Source organism: Streptomyces sp. NPDC002092 (assembly GCF_053593775.1).
In genome coordinates this window covers 57,780-82,867 of sequence record NZ_JBSFDG010000017.1, presented here as the reverse complement: position 1 = coordinate 82,867, position 25,088 = coordinate 57,780, and the positions used below count along the sequence as shown (strand labels likewise).

Annotated in this window: 27 protein-coding genes and 1 pseudogene; 10 read left to right on the top strand and 18 right to left on the bottom strand. The window is 71.0% G+C overall.

The window, feature by feature from the left end:
* Positions 1 to 32 precede the first annotated feature (32 nt).
* From ACWCRD_RS33935 to ACWCRD_RS33925, 3 genes are all read right to left on the bottom strand, one after another.
* Complete coding sequence (locus ACWCRD_RS33935) at positions 33 to 872, bottom strand: patatin-like phospholipase family protein (RefSeq protein WP_450969668.1); 840 nt, start codon at positions 870 to 872, stop codon at positions 33 to 35.
* A 127-nt stretch (positions 873 to 999) separates the two neighbouring features.
* Positions 1,000 to 2,169 (bottom strand): elongation factor Tu, encoded by a 1,170-nt coding sequence (gene tuf, locus ACWCRD_RS33930; protein ID WP_450969569.1) that lies wholly within the window; start codon positions 2,167 to 2,169, stop codon positions 1,000 to 1,002.
* A gap of 272 nt (positions 2,170 to 2,441) precedes the next feature.
* Positions 2,442 to 3,164 carry a DNA alkylation repair protein gene (locus ACWCRD_RS33925; RefSeq protein WP_450969568.1) on the bottom strand — a complete coding sequence of 241 codons (723 nt, stop codon included), beginning with the start codon at positions 3,162 to 3,164 and terminating at the stop codon, positions 2,442 to 2,444.
* Positions 3,165 to 3,213: 49 nt separating this feature from the next.
* Here ACWCRD_RS33925 and ACWCRD_RS33920 point away from each other — a divergent pair, with 49 nt between their 5' ends.
* Complete coding sequence (locus ACWCRD_RS33920) at positions 3,214 to 3,984, top strand: TVP38/TMEM64 family protein (protein ID WP_450969567.1); 771 nt, start codon at positions 3,214 to 3,216, stop codon at positions 3,982 to 3,984.
* Positions 3,985 to 3,991: 7 nt separating this feature from the next.
* On the opposite strand, the gene ACWCRD_RS33915 is transcribed toward ACWCRD_RS33920, so the two are convergent.
* On the bottom strand, positions 3,992 to 5,161 hold the full coding sequence (locus tag ACWCRD_RS33915; RefSeq protein WP_450969566.1) for a thiolase family protein: 1,170 nt from the start codon (positions 5,159 to 5,161) through the stop codon (positions 3,992 to 3,994).
* 107 nt (positions 5,162 to 5,268) lie between these two features.
* Between ACWCRD_RS33915 and ACWCRD_RS33910 the strand changes: the two genes are divergently transcribed.
* Positions 5,269 to 5,739 carry a winged helix-turn-helix transcriptional regulator gene (locus ACWCRD_RS33910; RefSeq protein ID WP_450969565.1) on the top strand — a complete coding sequence of 157 codons (471 nt, stop codon included), beginning with the start codon at positions 5,269 to 5,271 and terminating at the stop codon, positions 5,737 to 5,739.
* Positions 5,740 to 5,932: 193 nt separating this feature from the next.
* Positions 5,933 to 6,517 carry a DUF4328 domain-containing protein gene (locus ACWCRD_RS33905; protein WP_450969564.1) on the top strand — a complete coding sequence of 195 codons (585 nt, stop codon included), beginning with the start codon at positions 5,933 to 5,935 and terminating at the stop codon, positions 6,515 to 6,517.
* Positions 6,518 to 6,536: 19 nt separating this feature from the next.
* Here the strand turns inward: ACWCRD_RS33905 and ACWCRD_RS33900 are convergent, their stop codons facing one another.
* From ACWCRD_RS33900 to ACWCRD_RS33890, 3 genes are read right to left on the bottom strand one after another with little or no spacing between them, the layout of a single operon-like run.
* Positions 6,537 to 7,256: a cupin domain-containing protein gene (locus ACWCRD_RS33900; RefSeq protein ID WP_450969563.1), complete on the bottom strand. Its 720-nt coding sequence runs from the start codon at positions 7,254 to 7,256 to the stop codon at positions 6,537 to 6,539.
* On the bottom strand, positions 7,250 to 8,176 hold the full coding sequence (locus ACWCRD_RS33895) for a DUF6807 domain-containing protein (protein WP_450969562.1): 927 nt from the start codon (positions 8,174 to 8,176) through the stop codon (positions 7,250 to 7,252). The genes ACWCRD_RS33900 and ACWCRD_RS33895 overlap by 7 nt, the downstream gene beginning before the upstream one ends.
* Positions 8,173 to 9,360 carry a Gfo/Idh/MocA family protein gene (locus ACWCRD_RS33890; RefSeq protein ID WP_450969561.1) on the bottom strand — a complete coding sequence of 396 codons (1,188 nt, stop codon included), beginning with the start codon at positions 9,358 to 9,360 and terminating at the stop codon, positions 8,173 to 8,175. The genes ACWCRD_RS33895 and ACWCRD_RS33890 overlap by 4 nt, the downstream gene beginning before the upstream one ends.
* 266 nt (positions 9,361 to 9,626) lie before the next feature.
* Between ACWCRD_RS33890 and ACWCRD_RS33885 the strand changes: the two genes are divergently transcribed.
* Together ACWCRD_RS33885 and ACWCRD_RS33880 are read left to right on the top strand one after the other, a co-directional pair.
* Entirely contained in the window at positions 9,627 to 10,502 is an 876-nt protein-coding gene (locus ACWCRD_RS33885; RefSeq protein WP_450969560.1) for an undecaprenyl-diphosphate phosphatase, read from the top strand.
* Positions 10,503 to 10,662: 160 nt separating this feature from the next.
* Complete coding sequence (locus ACWCRD_RS33880) at positions 10,663 to 10,842, top strand: hypothetical protein (RefSeq protein WP_099927297.1); 180 nt, start codon at positions 10,663 to 10,665, stop codon at positions 10,840 to 10,842.
* A 24-nt stretch (positions 10,843 to 10,866) separates the two neighbouring features.
* Here the strand turns inward: ACWCRD_RS33880 and ACWCRD_RS33875 are convergent, their stop codons facing one another.
* On the bottom strand, positions 10,867 to 11,844 hold the full coding sequence (locus tag ACWCRD_RS33875; protein ID WP_450969559.1) for an LLM class flavin-dependent oxidoreductase: 978 nt from the start codon (positions 11,842 to 11,844) through the stop codon (positions 10,867 to 10,869).
* 152 nt (positions 11,845 to 11,996) lie between these two features.
* Between ACWCRD_RS33875 and ACWCRD_RS33870 the strand changes: the two genes are divergently transcribed.
* Complete coding sequence (locus ACWCRD_RS33870; protein ID WP_450969558.1) at positions 11,997 to 12,482, top strand: nuclear transport factor 2 family protein; 486 nt, start codon at positions 11,997 to 11,999, stop codon at positions 12,480 to 12,482.
* A 70-nt stretch (positions 12,483 to 12,552) separates the two neighbouring features.
* Entirely contained in the window at positions 12,553 to 14,142 is a 1,590-nt protein-coding gene (lnt, locus tag ACWCRD_RS33865; protein ID WP_450969557.1) for an apolipoprotein N-acyltransferase, read from the top strand.
* Here lnt and ACWCRD_RS33860 read toward each other — a convergent pair.
* Positions 14,066 to 14,971, bottom strand: a complete 906-nt coding sequence (locus ACWCRD_RS33860) for a Gfo/Idh/MocA family protein (protein ID WP_450969556.1) — start codon at positions 14,969 to 14,971, stop codon at positions 14,066 to 14,068. The two genes, lnt and ACWCRD_RS33860, sit on opposite strands and share 77 nt — an antisense overlap.
* Positions 14,972 to 15,157: 186 nt before the next feature.
* On the opposite strand from ACWCRD_RS33860, the gene ACWCRD_RS33855 reads away from it, so the two are divergent.
* Entirely contained in the window at positions 15,158 to 15,670 is a 513-nt protein-coding gene (locus tag ACWCRD_RS33855; RefSeq protein WP_450969555.1) for a DinB family protein, read from the top strand.
* Positions 15,671 to 15,782: 112 nt separating this feature from the next.
* Positions 15,783 to 16,244 (top strand): hypothetical protein, encoded by a 462-nt coding sequence (locus tag ACWCRD_RS33850; protein WP_450969554.1) that lies wholly within the window; start codon positions 15,783 to 15,785, stop codon positions 16,242 to 16,244.
* A 26-nt stretch (positions 16,245 to 16,270) separates the two neighbouring features.
* Here the strand turns inward: ACWCRD_RS33850 and ACWCRD_RS33845 are convergent, their stop codons facing one another.
* The 8 genes from ACWCRD_RS33845 to ACWCRD_RS33810 all read right to left on the bottom strand — a co-directional run bounded on the left by ACWCRD_RS33845 (position 16,271) and on the right by ACWCRD_RS33810 (position 23,549).
* Positions 16,271 to 16,792, bottom strand: a complete 522-nt coding sequence (locus ACWCRD_RS33845) for a hypothetical protein (RefSeq protein WP_450969553.1) — start codon at positions 16,790 to 16,792, stop codon at positions 16,271 to 16,273.
* A 122-nt stretch (positions 16,793 to 16,914) separates the two neighbouring features.
* Positions 16,915 to 17,598: a uracil-DNA glycosylase gene (ung, locus tag ACWCRD_RS33840; protein WP_450969552.1), complete on the bottom strand. Its 684-nt coding sequence runs from the start codon at positions 17,596 to 17,598 to the stop codon at positions 16,915 to 16,917.
* Positions 17,599 to 17,703: 105 nt separating this feature from the next.
* Positions 17,704 to 19,287 carry an ABC transporter substrate-binding protein gene (locus ACWCRD_RS33835; protein WP_450969551.1) on the bottom strand — a complete coding sequence of 528 codons (1,584 nt, stop codon included), beginning with the start codon at positions 19,285 to 19,287 and terminating at the stop codon, positions 17,704 to 17,706.
* 223 nt (positions 19,288 to 19,510) lie between these two features.
* Positions 19,511 to 20,272 carry an SDR family oxidoreductase gene (locus ACWCRD_RS33830; RefSeq protein WP_099927307.1) on the bottom strand — a complete coding sequence of 254 codons (762 nt, stop codon included), beginning with the start codon at positions 20,270 to 20,272 and terminating at the stop codon, positions 19,511 to 19,513.
* A 13-nt stretch (positions 20,273 to 20,285) separates the two neighbouring features.
* On the bottom strand, positions 20,286 to 21,047 hold the full coding sequence (fabG, locus tag ACWCRD_RS33825) for a 3-oxoacyl-ACP reductase FabG (RefSeq protein ID WP_450969550.1): 762 nt from the start codon (positions 21,045 to 21,047) through the stop codon (positions 20,286 to 20,288).
* 156 nt (positions 21,048 to 21,203) lie between these two features.
* Positions 21,204 to 21,653, bottom strand: coding sequence for a DUF3037 domain-containing protein (locus ACWCRD_RS33820; RefSeq protein ID WP_450969549.1), 450 nt, complete (start codon positions 21,651 to 21,653; stop codon positions 21,204 to 21,206).
* A complete protein-coding gene (locus tag ACWCRD_RS33815; RefSeq protein ID WP_450969548.1) occupies positions 21,650 to 22,414 on the bottom strand; it encodes a HipA family kinase in 765 nt (254 codons plus the stop codon). The genes ACWCRD_RS33820 and ACWCRD_RS33815 overlap by 4 nt, the downstream gene beginning before the upstream one ends.
* Positions 22,415 to 22,655: 241 nt before the next feature.
* Positions 22,656 to 23,549, bottom strand: coding sequence for a LysR family transcriptional regulator (locus ACWCRD_RS33810; RefSeq protein ID WP_450969547.1), 894 nt, complete (start codon positions 23,547 to 23,549; stop codon positions 22,656 to 22,658).
* Between the two features lie 102 nt (positions 23,550 to 23,651).
* On the opposite strand from ACWCRD_RS33810, the gene ACWCRD_RS33805 reads away from it, so the two are divergent.
* Positions 23,652 to 24,740: an alcohol dehydrogenase catalytic domain-containing protein gene (locus tag ACWCRD_RS33805; RefSeq protein WP_450969546.1), complete on the top strand. Its 1,089-nt coding sequence runs from the start codon at positions 23,652 to 23,654 to the stop codon at positions 24,738 to 24,740.
* Here ACWCRD_RS33805 and ACWCRD_RS33800 read toward each other — a convergent pair.
* Positions 24,690 to 25,079, bottom strand: a pseudogene (locus tag ACWCRD_RS33800) (transposase); the annotation flags it as partial. The gene ACWCRD_RS33805 and the pseudogene ACWCRD_RS33800 overlap by 51 nt on opposite strands.
* Positions 25,080 to 25,088 lie beyond the last annotated feature (9 nt).

Below are 25,088 nucleotides of genomic sequence, written 5' to 3'. Positions count from 1 at the left end.
GAGCCGCGGGCGTGCGGTCCGGGCTCGTGGCCTCAGGTGTCCCAGACCTCCGCCACCTGTCTCGCGTGCTCGTTCGCCTGTGCGCGTCCCGCCCGTGCCGAGACCGCCCGGACCGCAGGGTCCAGTGCGTTGGGGCCGATCGCGTCCTTCGCGGCCGCCGAGGGGGTCACGACTGCGACCCGGACGCCCTGCTCGGTGAGCCGTCTGCCCTGGTCCGCCGCCGAGGCGAGGGGGCCGCCGCCCGAGGCGATGGGGGCCAGGACGACGACGCGTTCGTATCCGCTCGCCAGGTGGGCGTTGGCCGGTGAGTACACGCCGCCGTCCGTCCAGCGGCGGCCCTCGATGGGCCAGGTCGGCCAGACGCCCGGTACCGCACAGCTCGCGGCGACGGCGTCCGCCAGGGGCACGCCGCTGTCCTTGTCGAACACCCGGAGCGCCCCGGTCGCCGTATCGACAGCGGTGATCCGGAGCGGACCGTCCGGCCATCCAGGGGACACCAGCCGGCTCTCGATCGCTGCCCGGCGGGCCGCTTCGGAAGGTGTCCGCGCGCGCAGCGCCATCCGGCCGAGCCTGCGGCCGTAGGCCTCGGGTGTGCGTGAGGTGAGGGCGGCCCAGACGAAGCGGGCGATCACCCCAGGGCCCATGCGTGCGGGTATCTCGCCCTCGGGTTCGGCCAGTTGACGCTCGTACAGCTCCTGGGGTGTACGCAGCGCCAGGAGCTGGGCCGCCACCGCCGATCCGGCCGACGTGCCGAACACCGCGTCGGCGTCGCGGAGATCGACGCCCGCCTCGGACAGTCCGTACACCATCCCGGCCAGCCATCCGATGCCGCCGACGCCCCCGCCGCCGAGTACCAACGCCCTGCCCGCCATGGTCTCCCCCGTCTCTCCACGACCCACGACTGCGTGTGCCATCAAGTGTTGCGCACCGCACTGACAATCGGCTCCGGACGGCCGGATGCGCGGCGCCCGCCCCTGAGGAGGCGGGCGCCGCACAGGCTCAGCCGACCGAGGTCACCGTGCCCGCGCCGACCGTGCGGCCGCCCTCGCGGATCGCGAAGCCGAGCCCCGGCTCCAGCGGCACGTCACGGCCGAGCTCGACCGTCATGGTCACGGTGTCGCCGGGCCGGGCGAGGGCCGTCTCGCCGAGGTCGACGTCACCGACCACGTCCGCGGTGCGGATGTAGAACTGCGGCCGGTAGCCGCTCGACACCGGGGTCGAACGTCCGCCCTCGCGCGTCGACAGGACGTACACGCGCGCGGAGAAGCGGCGGTTCGGCGCCACGCTGCCGGGCGCCGCCACGACGTGTCCGCGCCGGACCGCGTCCCGCGGGACCCCGCGCAGCAGCAGTGCCACGTTGTCGCCGGCCTGCGCCTCCTCCATGGGCTTGCCGAAGGTCTCCAGGCCGGTGACGACGCTCTCCAGCCCGGCGCCGAGCACTTCGACCCGGTCGCCCAGACGGACGACACCGCGCTCGACCGCGCCCGTCACCACCGTCCCACGGCCGGTGATGGTGAGGACGTTCTCGACGGGCATCAGGAACGGCGCGTCCACATACCGCTCGGGCATGGGCACATACGTGTCCACGGCGTCGAGCAGCGCCTCGATGGACGCCGTCCACCGCGGGTCGCCCTCCAGGGCCTTCAGCCCCGAGACCCGTACGACGGGCACGGCGTCGCCGCCGTAGCCCTGCGCGGTGAGCAACTCGCGGACCTCCAACTCCACGAGGTCGGTGAGCTCCTCGTCGCCCGCGTCGGCCTTGTTGAGGGCGACGACGATGTGGTCGACGCCCACCTGCCGGGCGAGCAGGACGTGCTCGGCGGTCTGCGGCATGATCCCGTCGAGCGCGGAGACGACGAGGATCGCCCCGTCGAGCTGCGCGGCGCCGGTGACCATGTTCTTGACGTAGTCGGCATGGCCCGGCATGTCCACGTGCGCGTAGTGGCGCGTGTCGGTCTCGTACTCGACGTGCGCGATGTTGATGGTGATGCCGCGGGCGGCCTCCTCCGGGGCGCGGTCGATGCGGTCGAACGGCACGAAAGTGCCGGTGCCGCGCTCGGCCAGCACCTTGGTGATGGCGGCGGTCAGGGTGGTCTTGCCGTGGTCGACGTGGCCCATGGTGCCGATGTTCAGATGCGGTTTGGTGCGCACGTATGCCGTCTTGGGCATGGCGATACCTCGAAGCCTCTTCGTAGGAGAGATGGGGACCCCAAGGACTCGCCGACCCTCCCCCTGCGGGGTCCGCCGGACGATCCGGAGAGGGTCAGCTTCGGGCGCCGTCGACTGCGGCGACGAAAGTGGGAACGGCAGCCTTCGGGGCATCCGCGACTGCGGATGCTGCGAGGTGGAAGGCGTACCGGAACATGACGCCGATCATTGCCGACGCTCCGCCCGGCGTCGAATGATTTTTCAGGTCATGGGAGTTCGGGCGCCGAAACGGCTCAGGCCCCGATGTTCTTCAGTGCCTCCCGGACCGACAGCGGCGCGAACCTGCCGCGCTCCCTGGCCAGGAAGGCCCGCACGGCCTCCGGGTCGGTCTTGGCGTACTCGCGCAGGCACCAGCCGATGGCCTTGCGGACGAAGAAGTCGGGGTGCCCGGACTGGCGCAGGCAGTAGGCGAAGAGCCGCTCGGTGTCGGTGCGTTCCTTGTAGCGCAGCTGGTGGAGCAGGGCGGTGCGGGCGATCCACAGGTCGTCGTCCGCGATCCAGGTGTCCATGTCCGCCGTGAGCCGGGGGTCGGCCGCGACCAGCGCACCCACGACATGCGCGGCGAGCGCGTCGACGGTGTCCCACCAGGAGAGGGTGGCGACGAGGTGCCGGGCCACCGGCAGGAAACCGGAGGTGCACACGCGCGCGTGGCGGCGCAGATAGTCGACGGCGAAGTACTGGTACTCGCGCTCGGGCAACTGCCAGCAGCGCAGGGCGATCGCCGTGCAGTCGCCTTCGCCGGGGCGCGGCAGGCCCGCCACGACGGTGCGGGACAGGGTGCGGCGCAGGGGCGTGGTGAGGCCCAGGAAGGGGGCCACGTCCTTCATGTACGCACGCATGGACTCGGCGCGCTCCGGGTCGGCCGCGGCGGCGTAGGTGGCGGTGAGCCGCTCCAGCACGGTGTCGGCGAGTGTGCTGAACGGCACATGCGGTGTGACCTCACCTGTGACGCTCATGGGACGAACCATACGGCGATCACACACATTTGTCGGTTAGTGTCACCGGATGCTCGATGCCACCACCCGCTCTGGGGGCACCGCCACGGCCTCTCCCCGGGCCGCCGCCACGGAGCTCGCCGTCGCCGCGCCCGTACCACCGCCGAGCCTCGGCGCGCGCTGCACGCGCGTGCTGCTCTCGCCGTGGTCGCGGCTGTCCCTGCTCGTCGTCCTGCTCGCGAGTGCCGCCGGTGCCGTGCTGCTCTTCCAGCCGCAGCGGATGCTGGCGAGCGGCTGGCCGCCGCAGCTCGGCGGGGCAGCGGCGGCCATGGTGTTCGCTGCGGCGTACGGGCTGTGCACCGTGGCGTTCGTGCCGCGGCCGCTGCTGAATCTCGGGGCGGGCGCACTCTTCGGCTCTCAACTGGGGACCGGGACGGCCCTTGCGGGTACGGTGCTCGGCGCCGGGGTCGCCTTCGGGCTGGGCCGGATGCTGGGGCAGGACGCATTGCGCCCACTCCTGCGGGGCCGGCTGCTGAAGGCGGCGGACGGGCAGCTCAGCCGGCACGGGTTCCGTTCGATGATGGCGGCCCGGCTGTTCCCCGGGGTGCCGTTCTGGGCTGCGAACTACTGCGCCGCCGTCTCCCGCATGGGCTGGCTGCCGTTCGTGCTGGCGACGGCGCTCGGCTCGGTGCCGAACACCGCCGCGTACGCCGTCGCCGGTGCCCGCGCCTCCGCACCGACGTCCCCCGCCTTCCTGATCGCCATGGCCTGTATCGCCGTACCGGCTCTGGTGGCCGCGGTGGTGGCCTGGCGCAAGCGGCACCAGCTGCGCGGAGGCTGACGGCCCGCTACACGCCTTCCAGGATCATCGCGTTGGCCAGTCCTCCCGCCTCGCACATCGTCTGCAGGGCGTAGCGTGCGCCACGCGCGCGCATGGCGTGCACGAGGGTGGTCGTCAGACGGGTGCCGCTGGCCCCGAGCGGGTGACCGATCGCGATCGCGCCGCCGTGCACGTTGACCTTGGCGAGGTCGGCGCCGGTCTCCTGCTGCCAGGCCAGGACGACGCTGGAGAACGCCTCGTTGACCTCGAACAGGTCGATGTCGTCGAGGGTCAGACCGGCCCTGCGCAGCACCTTCTCGGTGGCCGGTATGACGCCCGTGAGCATCAGCAGCGGGTCGGAGCCGGTGACGGCGAAGCTGTGCAGCCGGGCGAGCGGGCGCAGGCCGAGGCGCGCCGCGGTCTCGCTGGAGGTGATCAGCACGGCGGAGGCGCCGTCGTTGATGGGGCTGGCGTTGCCCGCGGTGACGTTCCACTCGATCTGCGGGAAACGCTCGGCGAAGACCGGGTCGTGGTAGGCGGGCCGGAGGCCGGCGAGGATCTCCGGGGTGCTGCCCGGCCGTACGCACTCGTCTCGCGTGACGCCCTCCAGGGGTGCGACCTCGGCGTCGAAGAGGCCCTGGCTCCAGGCCGCGGCGGCCTTGTGGTGCGAGGAGACCGCGAAGGCGTCCATCTGGTCGCGCGTGATCGACCACTTGGCGGCGATCAGTTCGGCGCTGATGCCCTGGGGGACCAGGCCCTCCGGGTAGCGCTCGGCGACGCCGGGGCCGAAGGGGTCCTTGCCGGGCGGCACGTTCGACCACATCGGCACCCGGCTCATCGACTCGACGCCACAGGCGACGACGAGGTCGTAGGCGCCCGAGATGACGCCCTGTGCGGCGAAGTGCACGGCCTGCTGGGAGGAGCCGCACTGGCGGTCCACCGTGGTCGCCGGGACGGTCTCCGGGAAACCCGCCGACAGCACGGCGTAGCGGGTGGTGTTCATGGCCTGCTCGCCGACCTGGTCGACGGTGCCGCCGATGACGTCGTCGATCAGCGCCGGGTCGACGCCGGAGCGGTCGACGAGGGTGCGCAGGGTGTGGGCGAGGAGCTCCACGGGGTGGACGTGCGCGAGGGAGCCGCTCGGCTTGCCCTTGCCGATCGGGGTGCGTACGGCTTCGACGATGACTGCGTCACGCATGTGCATGCCTCCACGGCGGATGGACGGGAACTACTCGTGAGTAGGAAATCCAAACTCACCATAGCTCCGAAGGTTGGAAAAACAAACCCTCCTCTAGACTGGGCGCCATGGCCGCCATCAAAGACCCGCGCCCCTGCTCCATCGCCGACACCCTGGCGCTGGTGGGCGAGAAGTACTCCCTGCTCGTCGTGCGCGAGGTGTGCCTGGGCAACGGGCGCTTCGACCAGTTGGTGCGCAACATCGGCGCCCCGCGCGACATCCTGGCCACCCGGCTGCGCCGCCTCGTGGACGCCGGGATCCTGACGAAGCGCGCCTACAGCGAGCGGCCGCAGCGCTTCGAGTACCGGCCCACCCAGGCGGGACTGGAACTGGAGCCGGTCCTGATGACCCTCAAGGAGTGGGGCGACCGCCACCTCCGCAACGGGATCGACCTCCCCATGGCCGTCGAGCACATCTGCGGCAACGAACTCGTCCCGGTCGTCACCTGCCAGGCCTGCGGCAAGCCGGTGCACCACGAGGACCTCACCGCCCACCCGCAGGCCGAGGGGTGGACGGTGAAGGGGCCGTCGGCGGCCTGACCCGGAGAACCGGGATCAGCGGGCGCCCCCTGTCCCACGACTGCCGATCTTGCGGCGAACCCGGCTCACGAGAGCCGGGAGCGATCTATGATCCGAGCGCCCATTCCCTTCGCCACCACCGCCACAGTGCGGACTGGCCGCAAGAAGTAGGTCTCCCACTGTGAACAGCCCCGTCGGCACCAACAGCCCTGTCATGAGCGCACCATGGCTCCTTGCCCGCTTCTCGCAGGCCGCGATAGCCGCGGCAGCCGTCGCGGACGTCTTCCGGGCACTGGCCCTCAGAGCTCATGAGCTGCACCCCACGAACGCGTCGCTGAACGAGTTCGGCTTCAGATCGATGGTGTTCGTGAACCTCACGACCGCGGCGGCCGTGGTCTTCCTGGTGTGGTTCAGCCGCTGCCGGCGAAACGCACGGGTCCTTTCTCCGGGGGCCGCCTCGCAACCCGGCGTGTGGGCCGTCGTGGCCTGGCTGATCCCGGTGGTCAACCTGTGGGTTCCGCGCTGGCTCGTCCTGGAGGTCCACCGCGCGAGCAGCCCCGGCACGGAGAAGGGCCGCGGTGAGGTCCTGGTGAACGTCTGGTGGGCGGCCTGGGCCGGGCACACCGTGATCGCCATGGCATCCCAGTTCGAGGGCGGGACCTCGATGCCCCTCCTGGTGGTGACGGAAATACTCAACCTGGCCGCGGCCGTCCTCGCGATGTTCGTGATCCAGCGCATCACGGCACTGCAGAGTGCAGCACTGCGTGCCACATCACCCACGCCTGTTGCGGCGCCGTGAGGCCCCAACGCGGCAGGGCCTAGTCGGCCCGGTACACATCCAACCGCCCGCACATCCCGAACTTGCCGTACGCCGAAGGCAGTTCAGCTCTGACGACAGCCTCCGCGAGATGGCCGACGTCGCCCTTCTCCAGGCGGTCGAGCTGTTCCCCCGTGGCTGCGGCGGCCGCCTCCGCACCCCGCTGCCAGCGTTCACGCCACTCGGCGAGTCGGGGGCGTACCAGTGCCGCGGCAGCCCGGTGGAAGGCGGCCAGCGCCTCGGGGCCGTCCGCCTCCCGCAGGGCCCGGTAGCCCTCCAGGGCGAGGTCCCGGCGGGCGCGGGCGAACCGCTCCTGCTCCTGCTCCGGCACATCCGTCGGAATCCTGGTGGCGGCGGCGTACGTCTCCCCGTCGGTGAGGTACTGCGGCGGCAGTGTCAGGACCGCGTCGCCCGCCTCCGGCAGGCCGCTGTTCTGCATCAGCACCGTGATGCGCAGGTCGTCCTCGTTGACCAGGCGGTGGATGGTGCCGGGCGTGAACCAGGCGACCGAGCCGGGTACGAGGGGCGTGACCTCGTACCCGGACGTCGTGAGGGTCTGCACCGCACCCCGGCCGCCGGTGACGACGTACGCCTCCGAACAGGTCAGGTGCATATGGGGAGTTCCGCCGCAGACCCCGTCGACGGCCGGCCAGTCGTAGACGGACAGGTGCGAGACGGCGACTGAGCCCGGCAGTCCCGTGAACTCTCCTGTGCTCACCACGGATGCGCCTCCAGGTACTTGGTGATCTCCTCCCGCTCCCACGATCCGTCGGCCACCACGACCCGGTAGCGGCGGGTGAGGGTGTCGCCGGGAGCGAGTTCCAGTTCGTCGAAGAACGCCCAGGACGGGGCGACGGCGGCGAACGGCTCGTTGCGTACGAACCAGTGGGCGGGGTGCGTGCCCCGCTCGCCCAGGTGATCGTTCTCGGGGGCGTGGGCGAAGACGAGGGTCGCATGGCCGTCGCTGCCGTCGTGTTCGCCACAGAAAGCCAGCCATGGCGCCTGTTCGCCCATCAGGCCGGGGCCCTCGGCGTCGGGGCCGATGATCCGGCCGTCGCGGAAGGCGCGCGGGCCGCGCCAGAACAGGCCGGTGTAGCCCGCCATCTCACGTCCCGCGGTGGTCGGGCTGCCGAAGCGCAGCGGCTCGTCTCGCCGGTTGGCGACGGCGCTGGTCCAGGTCAGCGCCCAGGAGCCGGACTCCGCGTCGACGTCGTGGATCTCGATACGACGCTCCTCGTCGGCCCACAGCTCCCCGCTGTACGGGTGCCAGGTCAGCCGTTCCGCGATCACTGCGCGGTCGTCGTGGACCGCCACCTCGTCGAAGGCGACGTGCGCCATCGAGCCGACGCGTTCGGGCAGTTCGAGGTAGCCCTCGCCGTGGACGTAGGAGTTGCCGCCCCAGAGGTTGGCGCCCGACAGGTGCGAGGCCGTCAGCTGCAGGCCCTTGTGCCAGCGGTGGTCGTTGGGCCGGTAGTCCGTGACGACCTCGCCCGCCAGGGTGCGCAGGGGGTGGATGTACGGCTTCGGGGACTCCCAGGCCGCTTCCGGGGCGTACACATAGCTCAACAGCTCGACGCCACCGGCGCGTTCGGTGATCGTGATGCGGTCGCCGTGGGCGTGCACCACACGCAGCCCGGTCATGCGGACACCTCCTCGGCCGCCACCGGGGCGGCGGGGGCCCAGCCGGGCGCTCCGCCGTGCATCGCCGTGTGGAACGGGTCGCCGGGGCCGATCTCGCCGGCCTTGACCGTGGTGTCCGTGAAGGCCGCCTTGTAGATCGCGGCGATCAGCTCCAGGCTGGTGCGCCCGTCGGCGCCGCTGCTGCGCGGGCGCTCCCCCGCGCGCATGCTCGCGACCAGCTCCCGCAGCTGCTCCAGGTGCGAGCTGGGGACGTCCGCGCCGAAGTCCTGCCAGGCGGAGGCCTCGTCACCGGAGACGCCGGGAGCGGGGGTGATGCGCCAGTTCGCGTTGGAGTGGCCGTAGAGGTGGGTGAGTTCGACGGTGGCGCGCTCGCAGTCGATGCGGATGCGGCTGACCTCGTCGGGGCTCAGGACGCTGTTGACGACCGTGGCCATCGCGCCGTTCTCGAAGCGGATCAGGGCGGTGGAGACGTCCTCGGTCTCCACGTCGTGCACCAGGCGCCCCGCCATCGCGCGCACCTCGCGCCAGGGGCCGAGCAGGTCCAGCAGGAGGTCCATCTGATGGATGCCGTGGCCCATGGCGGGGCCGCCGCCCTCGGTCGCCCAGCGGCCGCGCCAGGGCACGGCGTAGTAGGCGGTGTCGCGGTACCAGGTGGTCTGGCAGTGCGCGACCAGCGGCCGGCCCATGGCCTGCTCGGCGAGCAGCTGCCGTACGTGCCGGGAACCGGAGCCGAAGCGGTGCTGGAAGACGATCGACGCGTACGGGCCGCCGTCCTTGCCCTCCTCGGCCTCCACCGCGTCGTAGTCCGCGAGCGTCGGAACCGGCGGCTTCTCGCACCACACCCACGCCCCGGCGCGCAGCGCGGCGATCGTCTGCTCGCGGTGCAGCGTCGGCGGGGTGCAGATGCTCACCAGGTCGGGTCGCTGCTCGCGCAGCATCTGCTCCAGGTCGGTGTAGGCGTGCGGGATCCCGGTCGCCCGGCAGAACTCCTCGACCGCGCCGGCATCGATGTCGACGGCGGCGACGACCTCCGTCTCGCCCTCCTCGGCGAGCCTGGCCAGGGCGGGCAGGTGCGAGCCCCGCCCGATGGCGCCGGTGCCGATGACGGCGGCCCGGATGCGCCGGCCGGCGAGCGGGGCGGCGGGGGCCTGGGAGGTCTCGGGATGGGTCTCGGACGTGGACATGGACCTGATCAGCACTCCTCCGGGAGACGAAAAGCTACGAGGAGGAGCAGCGTCAGCAAGCGCTTTCTCCTCCCAGAAACGTAAGCTCCGCCCCCACACCTGGTCAACCACCCACAACCCAAGGCCGCCCGGCTGCCCCCCCAAACCCCTGTGCGGGCCCTGTCGGCGCCGGAGGTTAGGCTTCCCTGCATACCCGTGATCACGACGCCCGCCGGCGTGACGTCCCGTCGCGCCTGGCACGATCAGCACTTGGACGCCGTACATCCATGTCTTGGTTTGAATCCCTCGTCCTCGGACTCGTCCAGGGGCTGACCGAGTTCCTCCCCGTCTCCTCCAGCGCGCATCTGCGGCTGACCGCCGCCTTCTCCGGCTGGAAGGACCCCGGCGCGGCCTTCACGGCGATCACGCAGATCGGCACGGAGGCGGCCGTGCTGATCTACTTCCGCAGGGACATCGGGCGGATCGTCTCCGCCTGGGCGCGCTCGCTGGTGAACAAGGAGATGCGCCGCGACCACGACGCGCAGATGGGCTGGCTGGTGATCGTCGGCTCGATCCCGATCGGCGTGCTCGGGCTGTTGTTCAAGGACCAGATCGAGGGCCCGTTCCGCGATCTGCGGATCACCGCGACGATGCTGATCGTCGTCGGTGTGGTGATCGGCATCGCCGACCGGCTCGCGGCACGCGACGAGACGGGCGGCCGGCACCGGGCGCCCAAGCAACGCAAGACGCTGGAGAACCTGGGCGTGAGGGACGGCCTGGTCTACGGCCTGTGCCAGTCGGCAGCGCTCATCCCGGGCGTCTCCCGCTCCGGAGCCACCATCAGCGGCGGCCTGTTCATGGGCTACCGGCGTGAGGCCGCGGCCCGCTATTCCTTCCTCCTCGCCATTCCCGCGGTGCTGGCCTCCGGTCTGTTCGAGACCAAGGACGCGCTGGAGAGCGGCCATGTCTCCTGGGGCCCGACGCTGTTCGCGACGGTGATCGCCTTCGCGACCGGGTACGCCGTCATCGCGTGGTTCATGAAGTTCATCTCGACCAAGAGCTTCATGCCGTTCGTCTGGTACCGCATCGCGCTGGGCATCGTCATCATCGCCCTGGTCACCGCGGGCGTACTGAGCCCCCATGCGGCCGAGTCGGCGGGCTGACCAGGGCGAGGCGCGTCGGCGGCGGTGCGGACCTCAACGCTCCGCCGCGATACGGAAGTTGCAGCTCCGGGCGGCGCCGCGAAAATCCGTGACCAACGACATACGTCATGGGTAGCCGTCCGGTAGCGCAGTGTCAGTGCTTGCCCCTAGGCTTGTGCGCATGTCCCCCCATTCCTCAACCCCTGGTTCCGTGCGTTCTGCCGCCGAGGTCAACGAGCAGATCCGTGCGCTGTGGATGCGCGCGGGCGGCTCCCTGTCGGCCCAGGAGCGCGCGGAGTACGAGCTGTTGGTGGTCGAGTGGGCGGCGGCGATCCAGAGCGATGTCATCGAGGCGGCCTGACTGGGAGGCATCCCGCTCCGGGCCTCACGCCGGGGCGGCGTGTTGCCTGACGAGTTCGTACGAGCGAAGTCGCGCGGCCAGCGAGTAGACCGGTGTGACCAGCATGAGTTCGTCCGCGCGGGTCACCTCCACCAGGTCCGCCAGCTGCTTCGTGACGAAGTCCGGTGAACCGTGGGCCTGTTGGGCGCGGAAGCTCGCCAGTGCACGCTCTTCCTCCACCGTGAACGAATGGGCGGCCGCCTCTTCGGGAGTGGGGAAGGGGATGTCGCCCCGCCCCTTGAGCAGGCCGGCCTTGACGACATCCATCGGGCCCGCCAACCGGGCCGCCTCCTGCTGCGTCTCGGCGCACACCGTTTCCACGCAGAGCAGCACCCGGGGGCGCTCGCACCAGCGGGACGGGGAGAATCGCGCCCGGTAGTGGTCGAGTGCGGCGAGGGTGTTGTCCGGGCGGATGTGGTGGGCGAAGGCGAGCGGCAGTCCGAGTTCCGCGGCAAGCGCCGCGCCGGCCGTGCTCGACGCGAGCAGCCAAGGCTCCGGGAGCGGGCCGAGCGCGACCTCGTCCACCAGGAAACGCAGGGTCGCCGCCACGTCGTCCCGGTACTCGTCGTCCGTCGTCGGTCCGGCCCCGCGCCGCAGGGCCCGCGCCGTCGCCTCGTCGAACGTGCCAGGTCCGCGGCCGATGCCCAGGTCGATCCGGCCGGAGTGCAGCGCGGCGAGCGTGCCGAACTGCTCCGCCAGCATGATCGGGGCGTGGTTCGGGGCCAGCACGCCCCAGGACCCCAGCCGTATGGACGACGTCAGCGCGGCCGCGTGCGCGGTCAGCACGACGGGCGGGAACGCCCCGATGGCCGGGGAGTGGTGGTGCTCGGCGTACCAGAGACGCAGGTAGCCGAGGTCCTCGACGCGCCGGGCGAACTCGGCGGTGTCCCGCAACGTGTCCGCGGCCCGGGCGCCGGACTGGACCATGGCCACTTCGAGCGCGCCGATCGGAATGGTGATCATTCGGTCAGTATAGGAATCGCCGTTCGGCACCCGGACGCGCCGGACGTCGAACGGCGGGCTCGGGCAAGGAAGTTGGACGGCGCTGACAACGAAGTTGTGTCGTCGCCGCACACCCCCTTGGCCCGGCACGTCCCATGCCCAACACTGAGCCGATGACGCAGCGTGTGGAGCTCGCGACCGTGATGGACCGGCTGGCCGTGGACGAAGTCGTCACCGACTACGCGGCGGCCGTGGACGACGGTGACTGGAAGGCGTACCGGGGGCTGTTCACGCCCGACGGGCGCGCGGACTACCGCTCGGCCGGCGGCATCGAGGGAGGTGCCGGGCAGGTCGCCGGGTGGCTTGCCGAGAGCATGCTGCTGTTTCCGATGCGGCAGCATCTGATCGTCAACCGGCGGGTGCGGTTCGGGACGCTGGAGCAGGACATCGGCGACACCGCGCGGGTACGGGCGGACTACGTCAATCCGATGCGGTTCGCTGCGGACGGGCAAGGGGCGGCCGCTCCCGACTTCGTGTGCGGCGGCCGGTACGCCTTCGGGTTGCTGCGGACGTATGACGGCTGGCGGCTGCGCGAGGTCGTCGTGGAGGAGAAGTGGCGGCGCCTTCCCGAGCCGCGTGTGGCGCCCGCGGCCGAGTGATCCGCGGCCGTCTGTCCGCGATCGGCGAAAGAACGCACACTGGAGCCACCACCGGGTAGGGAGGAGTCGTATGAAGACCTTTGGTCAATGGCTCGCTTCCCCGTGGCGGCGCTCGGCGATCGCCGCTCTGGCGGGGGCCCTGCCCGTGTTCGCGTTCCCCGCGCCTTCGCTGTGGTGGTTCGCCTACGTCGCCCTGGTTCCCTGGATCCTGCTGGTCCGCTCCGCGCCCACCGGGAAACGGGCTGCCTACGACGGCTGGTGCGGCGGGTTCGGCTACATGGTGGCCGTGCACCACTGGCTGCTGCCGAGCCTGAACGTGTTCATCTTCCTCATCGCCGCGCTGCTGGGCGCGCTGTGGGCGCCGTGGGGCTGGCTGGTGCGGCGCTTCCTGGGCGGGGTGCCCGGGACTGGGCCCGGCCTGGCCGCGCTCTTCGTGCTGCCCTCGGCCTGGCTGATGGTCGAACTCGTGCGTTCCTGGCAGGGGCTGGGTGGCCCGTGGGGCGTGCTCGGCTCCAGTCAGTGGCAGGTGGAACCCGCGCTGCGGCTCGCCTCGGTCGGCGGGGTGTGGCTGCTCAGCTTCCTGGTGGTGGCCGTCAATGTCGCCGTCGCCGGGCTGGTGCGGCCGTGGGTCAGTGGTAGGTCAACTGCCACCATGGTCTGGGTTCCGGCCATGGCGGGCCTGGTCGCGACCGCCGCCTCGACCTCGGCGGCCTGGATGTGGTCACCGCGTCCGGACGTCGACGGCCGCACGCGGATCGCGGTCGTGCAGCCGGGCGTCATCGACGGCCCGGACAAGCGCTTCGACCGCGAGGAACAGCTCACCCGGCAGCTCGCCGGGCAGCACCCGGACCTGATCGTGTGGGGCGAGAGCAGCGTCGGGTTCGACCTCGACCAACGCCCCGACCTGGCAAAACGCATCGCGGCCCTCTCCCGCGAGACGGGGTCGGACATCCTGGTCAACGTGGATGCCCGGCGCTCCGACAAACCCGGCATCTACAAGAGTTCGGTGCTCGTCGGCGCGGACGGTCCGACCGGCGACCGCTACGACAAGATGCGGCTCGTGCCCTTCGGCGAGTACATCCCCTTCCGTTCGGTGCTGGGCTGGGCGACCTCCGTCGGCAAGGCGGCCGGCGAGGACCGCAGGCGCGGCTCGGAGCAGGTCCTGATGAACGTCGGGCACGGGCTGCGCATCGGCCCGATGGTCTGCTTCGAGTCGGCGTTTCCCGACATGAGCCGCCATCTCACGCAGGACGGCGCCGGGGTGCTGCTAGCGCAGTCGGCGACGTCGACGTTCCAGCACAGCTGGGCGCCAGAGCAGCACGCCTCGCTGGCCGCACTGCGTGCCGCCGAGACCGGGCGGCCGATGGTGCACGCGACGCTGACAGGAGTGTCGGCCGTGTACGGGGCGAGCGGGCAGCGGCTGGGGTCCTGGATGGGGACGAGCTCCAGCGCGGCAGCCATATATGACATTCCACTGGCCCACGGCACCACCCCGTACGTCCGCTACGGCGACTGGCCGGTGCACGGCGCCCTGCTGATCCTCGCCGTGTGGTGCGCGGCCGAGGGCGCACGGGCGGTCCGGCTCAGGCGGACCGGTCCTCAACCGCACGTACCACCCGCTCGCACAGTTCGTGAGTCGCCAGTGCGTCCCGGGCGCTGACCACCTTCCCCGCCCGTACCGCGTCGAGGAAGGCCAGGACCGCCTGTTCGATGCCGCGCTGCCGGGCCACCGGCACCCAGTCGCCGCGCCGCCGCACGGTCGGCTGGCCCTTGTGGTCGATCACCTCGGCGAGGTTGAGGACCTGCCGCTTGGTGTCCTGTCCGGACACCTCGAGGATCTCCTCCGCCGAACCGCTGAGCCGGTTCATCACCCCCAGCGCGGTGAACCCGTCCCCGGCCAGCTGCAGCACCACGTGGTGCAGCAGACCGCCCTGCACGCGCGCGCGTACCGTCACGTCGTCGACGGGCCCCGGCACCAGGAAGCGCAGCGTGTCCACGACATGGATGAAGTCGTCGAGGATCATCGGGCGCGGCTCCTCCGGCAGCCCGATGCGGTTCTTCTGCATGAGGATCAGCTCACGCGGGTGCTCCGCGCACTGTGTGTACCCGGGTGCGAAGCGCCGGTTGAAGCCGACCGCGAGCGAGACCTCGCGCTCCTCGGCGAGCGCCACCAGCCGCTCGGACTCGGCGAGTTCGTAGGCGAGGGGCTTGTCGACGTAGGTCGGCACGCCCGCCTCCAGCAGCCGGGTCACGATCTCCGGGTGCGTGATGGTGGGCGCGTGCACGAAGGCGGCGTCCAGGTCCTGGGCGAGCAACGCGTCCAGGGTGGCGTGCCGGTGGTCCACCGGGAGGTGCAGGCTGTCGCCGACCCGGTCGAGCGTCGCCGGCGTACGCGTGTGCAGCTGCAGTTCGATCCCGGGCAGGCCCGCGAGCACCGGAAGGTAGGCCTTCTGCGCGATGTCACCGAGTCCGATGCAGCCGACCTTCACGGGGTGGTCTCCTCTAGCGGTTGCCTGCCGGGTCCTGCCGGAAGCATACGGCTGCCGCGGCGGCCACCGACCGGTCGCGGTGGAAGGCGGGCAGCGGCTCGGCGAGGCGGTGCGTGTCGTGACGCAGGACGACCGGCCCGCTGAAAACACGTGGCCGGTCCGGGTCCGCTGGGAAAGGATGCGGTCATGACGACCGAGCGCCGTGAACCCGCGACCACCGCCGATGAACGCACCATGCTGGACGGCTGGCTGGACTATCACCGCCGGACCCTGGCCTGGAAGTGCGAGGGCCTGACCGACGAACAGCTCAGGACCGCCGCAGTGGAGCCGTCCACGCTGTCCCTGATGGGACTGGTGCGGCACATGGCCGAGGTGGAACGCTCCTGGTACCGCCGGGTCCTCGCGGACGAGGACGCGGGCCCGATCTACCACAGCGACGAGGACCCGGACGGCGAGTTCCACCTCACCGAGGCCGACACGTGGGCGGAGGCGTATGCCACCTGGCAGGCCGAGATCGAGGCCGCACGGGGCAACGCGGCCCGCTTCGACCTGGACGACACCTCCAAGGGCAGGCACCGGCGCACCGGCGAGCGCTTCAACCTGCGCTGGATCCACACCCACATGATCGAGGAGTACGCCCGCCACAACGGCCACGCAGACCTGCTCCGAGAACGCCTCGACGGCAGCACGGGCGACTGACGTCACCCGGAGCGCGCCCCCGGCCCCCGTACGGGGCGGGAGATCACCCGCGCGGGGCATCCTTCGCTCAAACGCCACCGCCGGGGCCTTGCGACCCGACATCGTTGCGCTGGTGCATCGAACGACGACCACCGCAACGCTCCTGGTCACCGTGGCCGTCTCGGCCCTTGCCGGTTGTGTGACGATCCAGCGGCCGCCCGCGCCCGGCCCGCCGCCGGCAGCGTCCCCGCCGTCGGCGCCGTACCCGGACGACCAGGGGACTCCGCAGATCGTGCAGGCGCCGGTCCATGAGGCGCTGCAGGGGACCGCCCCGTCCGGGCGGCCGGAGCGCAAGCCACCCGAGCGGCAGGAACCGCCGGCCGCGCGGCCGGCGGCGCCTCACCCACACCCGCGGCCCCGTCCCCGGCCGCCGCGCCCGGAGCCGGGGCACCAAGGGCGGCCGCACGTCCAGATCCCGGACGTGCCCGAGCCGGTCCCGAAGCACACGGACGTGTGCGCCCTCGGCCGGAAGTACGGGGGCTGGCGCCCCGACAGCCCGGAGGCGCTCATCTGCAAGCAGGCGTACGGCAGTTGAGGCGGCCGTAGCCACCCCGGGAGGCCCTACGGCCGCTGCCGTGGCGGCCCCCACCGTCCGTCGCCGTCCGGGCCCCTCTCCCCCAGCCGCAGTTCCAGCCGCCCGATCGCCGCCCGCACCCCGTCCCCGTAGCTGTCGTCCGCCAGCGCCTCGGCCGCGCTGCGGGCCTGGCGCAGATGGGTGCGGGCGGCGCCGCTGCGGTCGAGCTTCACATAGTCGGCCGCCAGGTTCAGATGCAGCGAGGGGTAGAGCGCGCGCACCGCCAGGGTTCCCTCGTGTTCGGCGAGGCGGTCGTCCGTGAGTTCCTCGGCCGCGGTCAAGGCCCGCAGGTCCCATGCCAGTTCGTCCGCGGGGTCGTCCTGGGTGTCGGCCATGTAGTGGGCCAGCGTGCAGCGGTGCAGCGCATCGCCGTGCTCGCCGATCTCCGCCCACAACTGGAGGAAGCGGTGCCGGGCCTCCTCGCGGTCGCCCGCGTGATGCAGCATGACGACCTGCCCGATTCGCGTCATCACGGCGTCCGTCGCCGCCTGCTCCTGTCCGTTGGCCACCGCGTCCTCCGCACACACTCGCCGGCTGGTCGGCTGTCCCGACCGACGCTAACCGCCGCCCGCGGCAATCCCGGTCAGGCGGCACCGGGCCGATCCGGTGCGGAACCGGCCCGGCGGGGTGGTCAGCCCAGATTCGGGATGGTCCAGTCGATCGGCTGGTGCCCCTGGAGGGCCACGGCCTCGTTGATCTGCGTGAACGGACGGGAGCCGAAGAACTTCTTCGCCGACAGCGGGGAGGGGTGGGCGCCCTTGACCACCACGTGCCGGGTCTCGTCGATCAGCGGGAGCTTCTTCTGCGCGTAGTTGCCCCACAGCACGAAGACCGCCGGGTCGGGCCGGTCGGCCACCGCGCGGATCACGGCGTCGGTGAACCTCTCCCAGCCGCGGCCCTTGTGCGAGTTGGCCTCGCCGCCGCGCACCGTGAGCACCGCGTTGAGCAGCAGCACGCCCTGCCGGGCCCACGGCATCAGATAGCCGTTGTCCGGGACCGGCAGGCCGAGCTCCTCCTTCATCTCCTTGTAGATGTTGCGCAGCGACGGCGGGGTTTTGACGCCCGGACGGACCGAGAAGCACAGGCCGTGGCCCTGTCCCTCGCCGTGGTACGGGTCCTGGCCGAGGACCAGGACCTTCACCTGGTCGTACGGTGTGGCGTCCAGCGCGGCGAAGACCTCCTCGCGCGGCGGGTACACGGGACCCTTCGCCCGCTCCTCCTCGACGAACTCCGTGAGCTCCTTGAAGTAGGGCTGCTGCAGTTCGTCGCCCAGGACCCCGCGCCAGGACTCGGGCAGCATGGCGATCTCGCTCACGTCAACTTCCTTACGATGTGCGGTAAACCGGGTGCGGTCGCTTAACAGGATCAGAACCTACAGGCGACCACTGACAACGGCCCCGCGCTCCCCGAAGCGCACCGCCTACCAGCTGGTCTTGCGGGACAGCTCGCCCATCAGCATGATCGTCGACGGGTCCAGCGCCTGCTCCGCGCCGGAGATGTCGTCGCTCGCGGCCACGTACTGCTTGCCCTGCCACAGCGGCAGCAGCCGTGCGTCGTGGACCAGGATCTGCTGGGCCTGCTCGAAGTCGGAGACCACGTTGGCGCGGTCGCTCTCGCTGCGGGAGCGGGGCAGCAGTTTCCCGGTGATCTCGGGCGCCGGATAGGGCGTTCCGAGCGCGTTCTGGTTGCCGACGAACGGCGCGATGAAGTTGTCGGGGTCCGGGAAGTCGGGGAACCAGCCGCGCCCGAACACCGGGTACTCGCCGTTCTGGTAGCCCTTCACATACGTGTTCCAGGGGCGGCTCTTCAGGGTGATCGTGAACAGGCCGGAGTCCTCCAGCTGCTGCTTGATCTCCGCGAACTCCAGCTTGGTGGAGGAGCCGTAGCGGTCGGTGGTGTACCAGAGCGTGAGCGGGACGCGCTGGGTGATGCCGGCGTCGGCGAGGATCTTGTGGGCCTTGGAGGTGCTGGGGCTGCCGAAGTCGTCGAAGAAGTCGGTGGTGTGCCCGGTCAGCCCCTTGGGGACCATGGAGTACAGCGGCTCGACGGTGTCCTTGTAGACCTTGTGTGCGATCGCGCCGCGGTCCACGAGCTGGGCGATCGCCCTGCGGACGGGGAGCTTGGCCGCCCAGGGGTCCTTCGGGTTGAACACCAGATAGTTGATCTCGATGCCGGCGCCCTCGATGAGCTGGAGGTTCCCGCTCGCGTCATGGCGCTGCAGGTCGACGATGTCGTTCGCGTTGAGGCCGCGGAAGGCGACGTCGACCTGCTTGTCCTTCAGCGCGGTGACCATGGTGGAGGAGTCCTGGAAGTAGCGGATGGTCACCGCGTCGTTCTTCCGCTCGGCGTAGCCCTTGTAGGTGTCGTTCTTGACGAGCTCGGCCTTCTTGCCTTCTTCGTACGACCGGAGGGTGTACGGCCCGGAGCCGTCGATGCTGTCGCCCTTGCGCAGGGATCTCTCGGGGTACTCCGCGGGGTCGACGATCGACATGGCGGGGGTGGCGAGCACGAAGGGGAAGGTGGCGTCGGGCTTGTTGAGGTGGAAGACGATCTCCCGGTCGCCCAGCGCCTGCACCCGGGCGAGGCTGCCGAGCAGTCCGGCGGGCCCGCCGTTGACGTTGATCTTCAGGATCCGGTCGATGGAGTACTTGACGGCCTTGGCGTCCAGCGGGTGCCCGTTGGAGAACTTCAGGCCCTCGCGCAGCTCACAGGTGTACGTGGTGTTCGAGCCGTCGGAGAAGCGGCAACTGTCCGCCGCGTCCGGCTGCGGGGTGGTCGCTCCGGAGGGGTAGCTGAGCAGCGTCTGGTAAATGTTGCGGAACAGCTCCCAGGACTGGTCCCAGGAGGCGGCGGGATCCAGTGTGCTGGGCGCGCTGGTCGTGCCGACCACGATGGGGCCCTTGCCGTCGGAGGAGTCCGCCGAGAGGACTCCGCATCCCGCCACCAGCGACGATATGGACGCGATGGCCGCCGCCTGCCACAGGCCTCGGTTCCGGTTGAACACGCGCTCGCTCCTCGATCTGCCGTACCAAGGGTCGGCAGACCATACCGCAGTCGAACGAGGGTTGAACCCGGTCGTACAGGGGCCTTGATCAGCTTCTTTATGACGACGTTGTCAATCCGCTGCACCCCTCCAGTACGACGACGTGGGCGCCGTTTCCGTCAAGGAAACGGCGCCCATGGGCACCCGATCGTTACGGTTGCAACCGCTTGCCCCAGCGCTTGCGTCAGGCGACGCCGGCGTTGAGGAAGATGCCGCCGTCGACGACGAGCGTCTGCCCGGTGACCCAGGCGGACTGCTCGGAGGTGAGGAACGCGGCGGCGCCGCCGATGTCGGAGGGCACGCCGAGCCGGGCCAGCGGGTAGGCGGCGGCCGCCTCCGCCTCCCGGCCCTCGTACAGGGCCTGCGCGAACTTGGTCTTCACGACGGCCGGGGCGATCGCGTTGACCCGCACCTTGGGCGCGAACTCGTGCGCCAGCTGCTGGGTCAGGTTGATCAGCGCGGCCTTGCTGACGCCGTACGCGGCGATGAAGGGCGAGGGCGCGAGGCCCGCGACGGAGGCGATGTTGACGATCGCGCCGCCGTTGTCCTTCTGCCAGGCGTGCCAGGTCTTCTGCGCGAAGCCGAGCGCGGAGATCACATTGGTCTCGAAGACCTTGCGGGCCACGTTCAGGTCGAGGTCGGCGATCGGGCCGAACACCGGGTTGGTGCCGGCGTTGTTGACCAGGTAGTCGACGCGGCCGAAGGCCTCCATGGTGCGTTCGACGGCCTCGGCCTGGTGCTCCAGGTCGTGCGCCTTGCCGGCGATGCCGATGACGCGCTCGGCGCCGAGCTTGTCGACGGCCTCCTTGAGGGCGTCCTCGTTGCGGCCGGTGATGGCGACGCGGTCACCGCGGGCGACCAGGGCCTCCGCGACGCCGTAGCCGATGCCTCGGCTGGCGCCCGTGACGAGGGCGACCTTGCCGGAGAGGGCGGGCAGTTCAGTCATGGTCCGTGTTCTCCTAGTCGAGCGGTCCGCCGGCGACGTACAGCACCTGGCCGGAGACGAACCCGGCCGCCTCGCCGGTGAAGAAGGCGATGGCGTTGGCGATGTCGTCCGGCTCGCCGACCCGCGCCACCGGGATCTGGGTGGCGGCCGCGGCCTTGAAGTCCTCGAAGCCCATGCCCACGCGCGCGGCGGTGGCGGCGGTCATGTCGGTGGCGATGAAGCCGGGGGCGACGGCGTTGGCGGTGATGCCGAACTTGCCGAGCTCCTTGGCGAGGGTCTTGGTGAAGCCCTGCAGGCCGGCCTTGGCCGCGGAGTAGTTCACCTGGCCGCGGTTGCCGAGCGCCGAGGAGGAGGACAGGTTGACGATCCGGCCGAAGCCCGCGTCGACCATGTGCTTCTGGCAGGCCTTGGACATCAGGAAGGCGCCGCGCAGATGGACGTTCATGACGGTGTCCCAGTCGGAGACGCTCATCTTGAACAGCAGATTGTCGCGCAGCACGCCCGCGTTGTTGACCAGGATCGTCGGCGCGCCCAGCTCCTCCACGACGCGCGCGATGGCGGCCTCGACCTGCGCCTCGTCGGAGACGTCCGCGCCGACCGCGAGGGCCTTGCCGCCCGCCGCGGTGATCTTCTCCACGGTGTCCTTGCAGGCGGCCTCGTCGAGGTCGATCACGGCGACCGCGCGGCCCTCGGCGGCCAGTCGTACGGCGGTGGCGGCGCCGATGCCGCGTGCTCCGCCGGTGACCACAGCGACCCGCTGCTCAGTGGTGGACATTGCTGCTTCTCCTCGCCCTCGAGAAAGTACGCCCGCTTGAAAGTACGTCCGTCGTCAGTACGCCCGCTCGGTGAGCGACCGCTTAGTACCTTCGGCGGACGTGACGCTAGAAGGCCTGGCACTCGGTGTCAACGGCACGCGGGCGGGTGTGATCCATTACCTCACCAGCAGCTCGAGCAGGCGCTCCGTCTCGGCCGCCGGATCGGCGGTGAGCCCAGTGTGCACCGGCCCGGGCTGGAGAACCGTGGAACGCGGCGCAATCAGCCACCGGAAGCGCCGTCCTGCGTCGTCTCCCGCGGCCTGCCCGGCCGCGTCCCCGCCGCCGCACACGCGCTCGACGGCCCCGAGGGCGGCCCGGATGCCGGCCACGTCCGCCGCCGGGTCCAGCGCCAGCAGCCGCGCCTCGTCGAGGTGGGTGCGGGCACCGACGTAGGCCTTGGCACGGCAGTAGACGAGCACTCCGGCGTTGATGCACTCGCCGCGCTCCACCCGCGGTACGACGCGCAGCACGGCGTACTCGAAGACGTCCCGGTCGCCACCCTGTCCGCCGCGGATGATGTGCCGCTCGACCACCGATCCGGCCATGTGGATGTGGCGCTCGCTCATTTGCCCTCCTCGATTCCGGTGACGCGCTCGTGGACGACGGCGGCGCGGGCGAGCAGCGGCCGCGCGTAGGCCCGCCGGAGGTCGTCCGGGGTGTCGAAGCCGGGTTCACCGGCCAGCCAGGTGTCCGGGATCTCGGCGGTGACCTCGGTGAGGAGCTCCTCGGTGACGCGGGGCGCCAACTCGGCGGCGGCGCCCGCGAGATCGGGGGCGAAGCGGGCGAGGGCGTGGTCCGAGGCGTCGTAGGAACGGCCCGCGGAGCCTGAAGCGCCGGGCCAGTTGTGGTGCCAGATCATGGTGGCGCCGTGGTCGATGAGCCACAGATCGCCGTGCCACATCAGCAGGTTGGGGTTGCGCCAGGAGCGGTCGACGTTGTTCACCAGGGCGTCGAACCAGACGATCCGCCCGGCCTCCTCGGGGCTCACCGTGAAGGCGAGCGGGTCGAAGCCGAGGGCGCCGGAGAGGAAGTCCATCCCGAGGTTGGTGCCGCCGCTGGACCGCAGCAGATCCTGCACCTGCTGCTCGGGTTCGCCGAGCCCCAGCACGGGGTCCAGGTCGACCGTCACGAGCCGGGGCACCCGCAGGCCGAGCCGGCGGGCGAGTTCGCCGCAGACGACCTCGGCGACCAGGGTCTTGCGGCCCTGTCCCGCGCCGGTGAACTTCAGGACGTACGTCCCGAAGTCGTCGGCCTCGACGAGCGCGGGGAGCGATCCACCCTCGCGCAGGGGGGCGATATAGCGGGTCGCGGCAACCTTCTTCAGCACTTTCCCAGGCAACCCATCTATTCAACCAATCCATGATCGACGATGGAGAGCTGCAGTAGCGGGAGTCGCCCGTCAACGGGCCTGGGGAGAATCTGGGGTGCTTCGACCGGCATGCCGATCTCCCCGCTCCCCAAGCAGTCCATCGATGGCGGTGCACCCCTTGCTTCCGGCCTCCGGCATGAAGTGAGCATAGTAACCGAGGGTGATCGCGGGCGAGAGTGCCCGGTCTCGGCGGCACGTATCAGGTGGTCGAGGCAATTGCTCGGGTGACGGCCATGATCGCCGGGGTGGGGCGGCCGGGGAGTCGCGCCACGAGAACCCGGCGGATCTCGGGAGGTGCGCCTTCGACGTGCAGCAGGCTCACCCCGGGCGGCAACACTGGCGAGAGCCGCGAGGGCACCGTTGTCACCCCGAAGCCACCGGCGACGAGCTGAAGCTTCGTCAGCCAGTCGCGCGCGCAATGGACGATGTCCGGCCGTCCGGGCAGGCCGGGCCAGACGCCGAGCAGTGGCTCGGCGTGCGACGCCGGGGCGGCGATCCACGGGGCGTCGACCAGTTCGTCGACGTGCACCGCGGTGCGGCCGGCGAACTCTCCGGTCGAAGGCACCGCCACGACCAGTTCGGTGTCCGCAACGGTCTCGACGTGCAGGCGCGGCGATTCGCCGTCCAAAGGCCGGTGGGGCGGGCGGGACGTCAGCACGGCGAGATCGATCGAGCCCGCGCGCAGTGCCCGGATCAGGGAGGGCGTGGTGCCCTCGGTGGTTGTGACCGTGATCTGCGGGTCGGTCGCCGCGAGGCGGGTGAGTGAGGAAGGCAGGATGGCCGCGCCCGCGCTCAGGAACAGCCCGAGCCGCACCAGTTCGGTACGCGAGACGGTGCCGGTGAGGTCACGTTCGGCCGCCGTCAGACAGTCCAGGATCGTGCGAGCGTGACGCAACAGAGTCAGACCCGCGGGGGTGAGCCGCACTCCGTCGGGGCGGCGTTCGAACAGGGCGGTGCCCGCGCTTCGTTCGAGGGAGGCGGCCTGGCGTGAGACCGCCGACTGGGTGTAGCCGAGCCGGGTGGCTGCTGCGGTGAAGCTGCCGGACTCGGCGATCTGCCGCAGGACCCGAAGGCCTGTGCTGGAGATGTCCATGCGGTGTACGCATACCACAGATGCTTGATCGTCGCTTCCCGCATGCCCGCCGGGTTCCTAGTGTTGATCCCGGCGAACACGGACGAACACGGAGGTCATCACGTGCGAGCAGCAGTTCTGACGCAGTTCGGTGCCCCGCTCACAGTGCGGGAGGTTCCCGACCCCGAGGCTGGCGGTGGCGAGGTGTTGGTCGAGGTCCTCGCCGCCAGCGTGGCGCCCTACGCGGCTGAGGTGTTCAGCGGCGAGCGGAACTACCCCCTGGTCCCTCCCGTCGTGCCCGGGGTCGGCGGCGTGGGACGGGTCGTCCACGTGGGCCCGGACGCCACCCGGCTGCGCCCCGGCGACCTGGTGTGGTGCGACTCGACGGTGCGCTCGCGGGACGACGCCCTGACGCCCGACATCACGCTCCAGGGCTGGAGCTCCCGCGGCGAGGGCGGCGCGCGGCTCGCCCGGTACCTGCACGACGGTTCGTTCGCCGAGCTCATGCGGGTCCCGACGGAGAACGCCTTCCCGCTGCCGACCGTGGCAGGGGAGGATCCGGCCCGCTGGGCCGCACTCAGCGTGCACGCCATCCCCTACGGCGGGCTGCTGGCAGGCGGGCTCGCAGCTGGCGAGACGCTGCTTGTCAGCGGGGCCACCGGCAACCTCGGCAGCAGCGCAGTCGCGGTCGCGCTCGCGATGGGAGCGGGCCGCGTGGTCGCCCCGGGCCGCAACCAGGCCGCGCTCGACATCCTCGCCGACCGGTTCGGTCCGCGTCTGCGCCCGATCCCGCTGACCGGAGACGAGGCCACCGACCGCGCCGCGATGTCCGCGGCGGCCGACGGCCCGATCGACATGGTGATCGACCTGCTTCCGCCGAGCGCCCCCAGCTCGGCGTCGCGGGCGGCGGCCATGACCGTGCGCGAGTATGGCCGCGTCGTCCTCATGGGCGGCGTCGGCATGCTCGGTGGCGACGACCTCGCACTCCCGTACCGATGGATCATGCGCAACTCGATCACCGTACGCGGGCAGTGGATGTACCCACGCACAGCGAACGTCGGCATCATCCGGCTCCTCGCCTCGGGCGCTCTGGATCTCGCCCCCGAACGGGTCCGGTCGTTCGACCTCGATGCCGTCAACGACGCCGTCACGTACGCCGCCTCACATGGTGGGCCGTTCGACCGCACCACCCTCACCCCGGCGGCTCGCTGACAAGACCGACTGCTCCAAACATGTCAGCGCCATGCCCCCCGCCCGCACGAACGCAGGCCGCCGTACTGCTGCTAGTTCTCGTGAACAACCATGAGCCTGAAGATCACCAACTGCTGCCCGAAGGTTGCGGCGGGAGGAGTACGCCTTGTCGGCGGCCACCGCGTGCGGCCGGGTCTTCGGGCGTCCGACCGGCCCGCGGACCTTGATTCGCTCCAGGACCGCAACGAACTGCGGGCTGTCGCCGGCTTGTCCGGGTGTGAGGACGAACGCCAGCGGGCGGCAGCGCCGGTCGGCCGCCAGATGGATATTGCTGGTCAACCCGCCTCGGGAGCGCCCCAGTCCAGCAGC

Coding starts and splice junctions, on each gene's coding strand:
- ACWCRD_RS33935 (WP_450969668.1), bottom strand. CDS start 872: ATGGCGGGCAGGGCGTTGGTACTCGGCGGCGGGGGCGTCGGCGGCATC.
- tuf (WP_450969569.1), bottom strand. CDS start 2,169: ATGCCCAAGACGGCATACGTGCGCACCAAACCGCATCTGAACATCGGC.
- ACWCRD_RS33925 (WP_450969568.1), bottom strand. CDS start 3,164: ATGAGCGTCACAGGTGAGGTCACACCGCATGTGCCGTTCAGCACACTC.
- ACWCRD_RS33920 (WP_450969567.1), top strand. CDS start 3,214: ATGCTCGATGCCACCACCCGCTCTGGGGGCACCGCCACGGCCTCTCCC.
- ACWCRD_RS33915 (WP_450969566.1), bottom strand. CDS start 5,161: ATGCGTGACGCAGTCATCGTCGAAGCCGTACGCACCCCGATCGGCAAG.
- ACWCRD_RS33910 (WP_450969565.1), top strand. CDS start 5,269: ATGGCCGCCATCAAAGACCCGCGCCCCTGCTCCATCGCCGACACCCTG.
- ACWCRD_RS33905 (WP_450969564.1), top strand. CDS start 5,933: ATGAGCGCACCATGGCTCCTTGCCCGCTTCTCGCAGGCCGCGATAGCC.
- ACWCRD_RS33895 (WP_450969562.1), bottom strand. CDS start 8,176: ATGACCGGGCTGCGTGTGGTGCACGCCCACGGCGACCGCATCACGATC.
- ACWCRD_RS33890 (WP_450969561.1), bottom strand. CDS start 9,360: ATGTCCACGTCCGAGACCCATCCCGAGACCTCCCAGGCCCCCGCCGCC.
- ACWCRD_RS33885 (WP_450969560.1), top strand. CDS start 9,627: ATGTCTTGGTTTGAATCCCTCGTCCTCGGACTCGTCCAGGGGCTGACC.
- ACWCRD_RS33880 (WP_099927297.1), top strand. CDS start 10,663: ATGTCCCCCCATTCCTCAACCCCTGGTTCCGTGCGTTCTGCCGCCGAG.
- ACWCRD_RS33875 (WP_450969559.1), bottom strand. CDS start 11,844: ATGATCACCATTCCGATCGGCGCGCTCGAAGTGGCCATGGTCCAGTCC.
- ACWCRD_RS33870 (WP_450969558.1), top strand. CDS start 11,997: ATGACGCAGCGTGTGGAGCTCGCGACCGTGATGGACCGGCTGGCCGTG.
- lnt (WP_450969557.1), top strand. CDS start 12,553: ATGAAGACCTTTGGTCAATGGCTCGCTTCCCCGTGGCGGCGCTCGGCG.
- ACWCRD_RS33855 (WP_450969555.1), top strand. CDS start 15,158: ATGACGACCGAGCGCCGTGAACCCGCGACCACCGCCGATGAACGCACC.
- ACWCRD_RS33830 (WP_099927307.1), bottom strand. CDS start 20,272: ATGACTGAACTGCCCGCCCTCTCCGGCAAGGTCGCCCTCGTCACGGGC.
- fabG (WP_450969550.1), bottom strand. CDS start 21,047: ATGTCCACCACTGAGCAGCGGGTCGCTGTGGTCACCGGCGGAGCACGC.
- ACWCRD_RS33820 (WP_450969549.1), bottom strand. CDS start 21,653: ATGAGCGAGCGCCACATCCACATGGCCGGATCGGTGGTCGAGCGGCAC.
- ACWCRD_RS33810 (WP_450969547.1), bottom strand. CDS start 23,549: ATGGACATCTCCAGCACAGGCCTTCGGGTCCTGCGGCAGATCGCCGAG.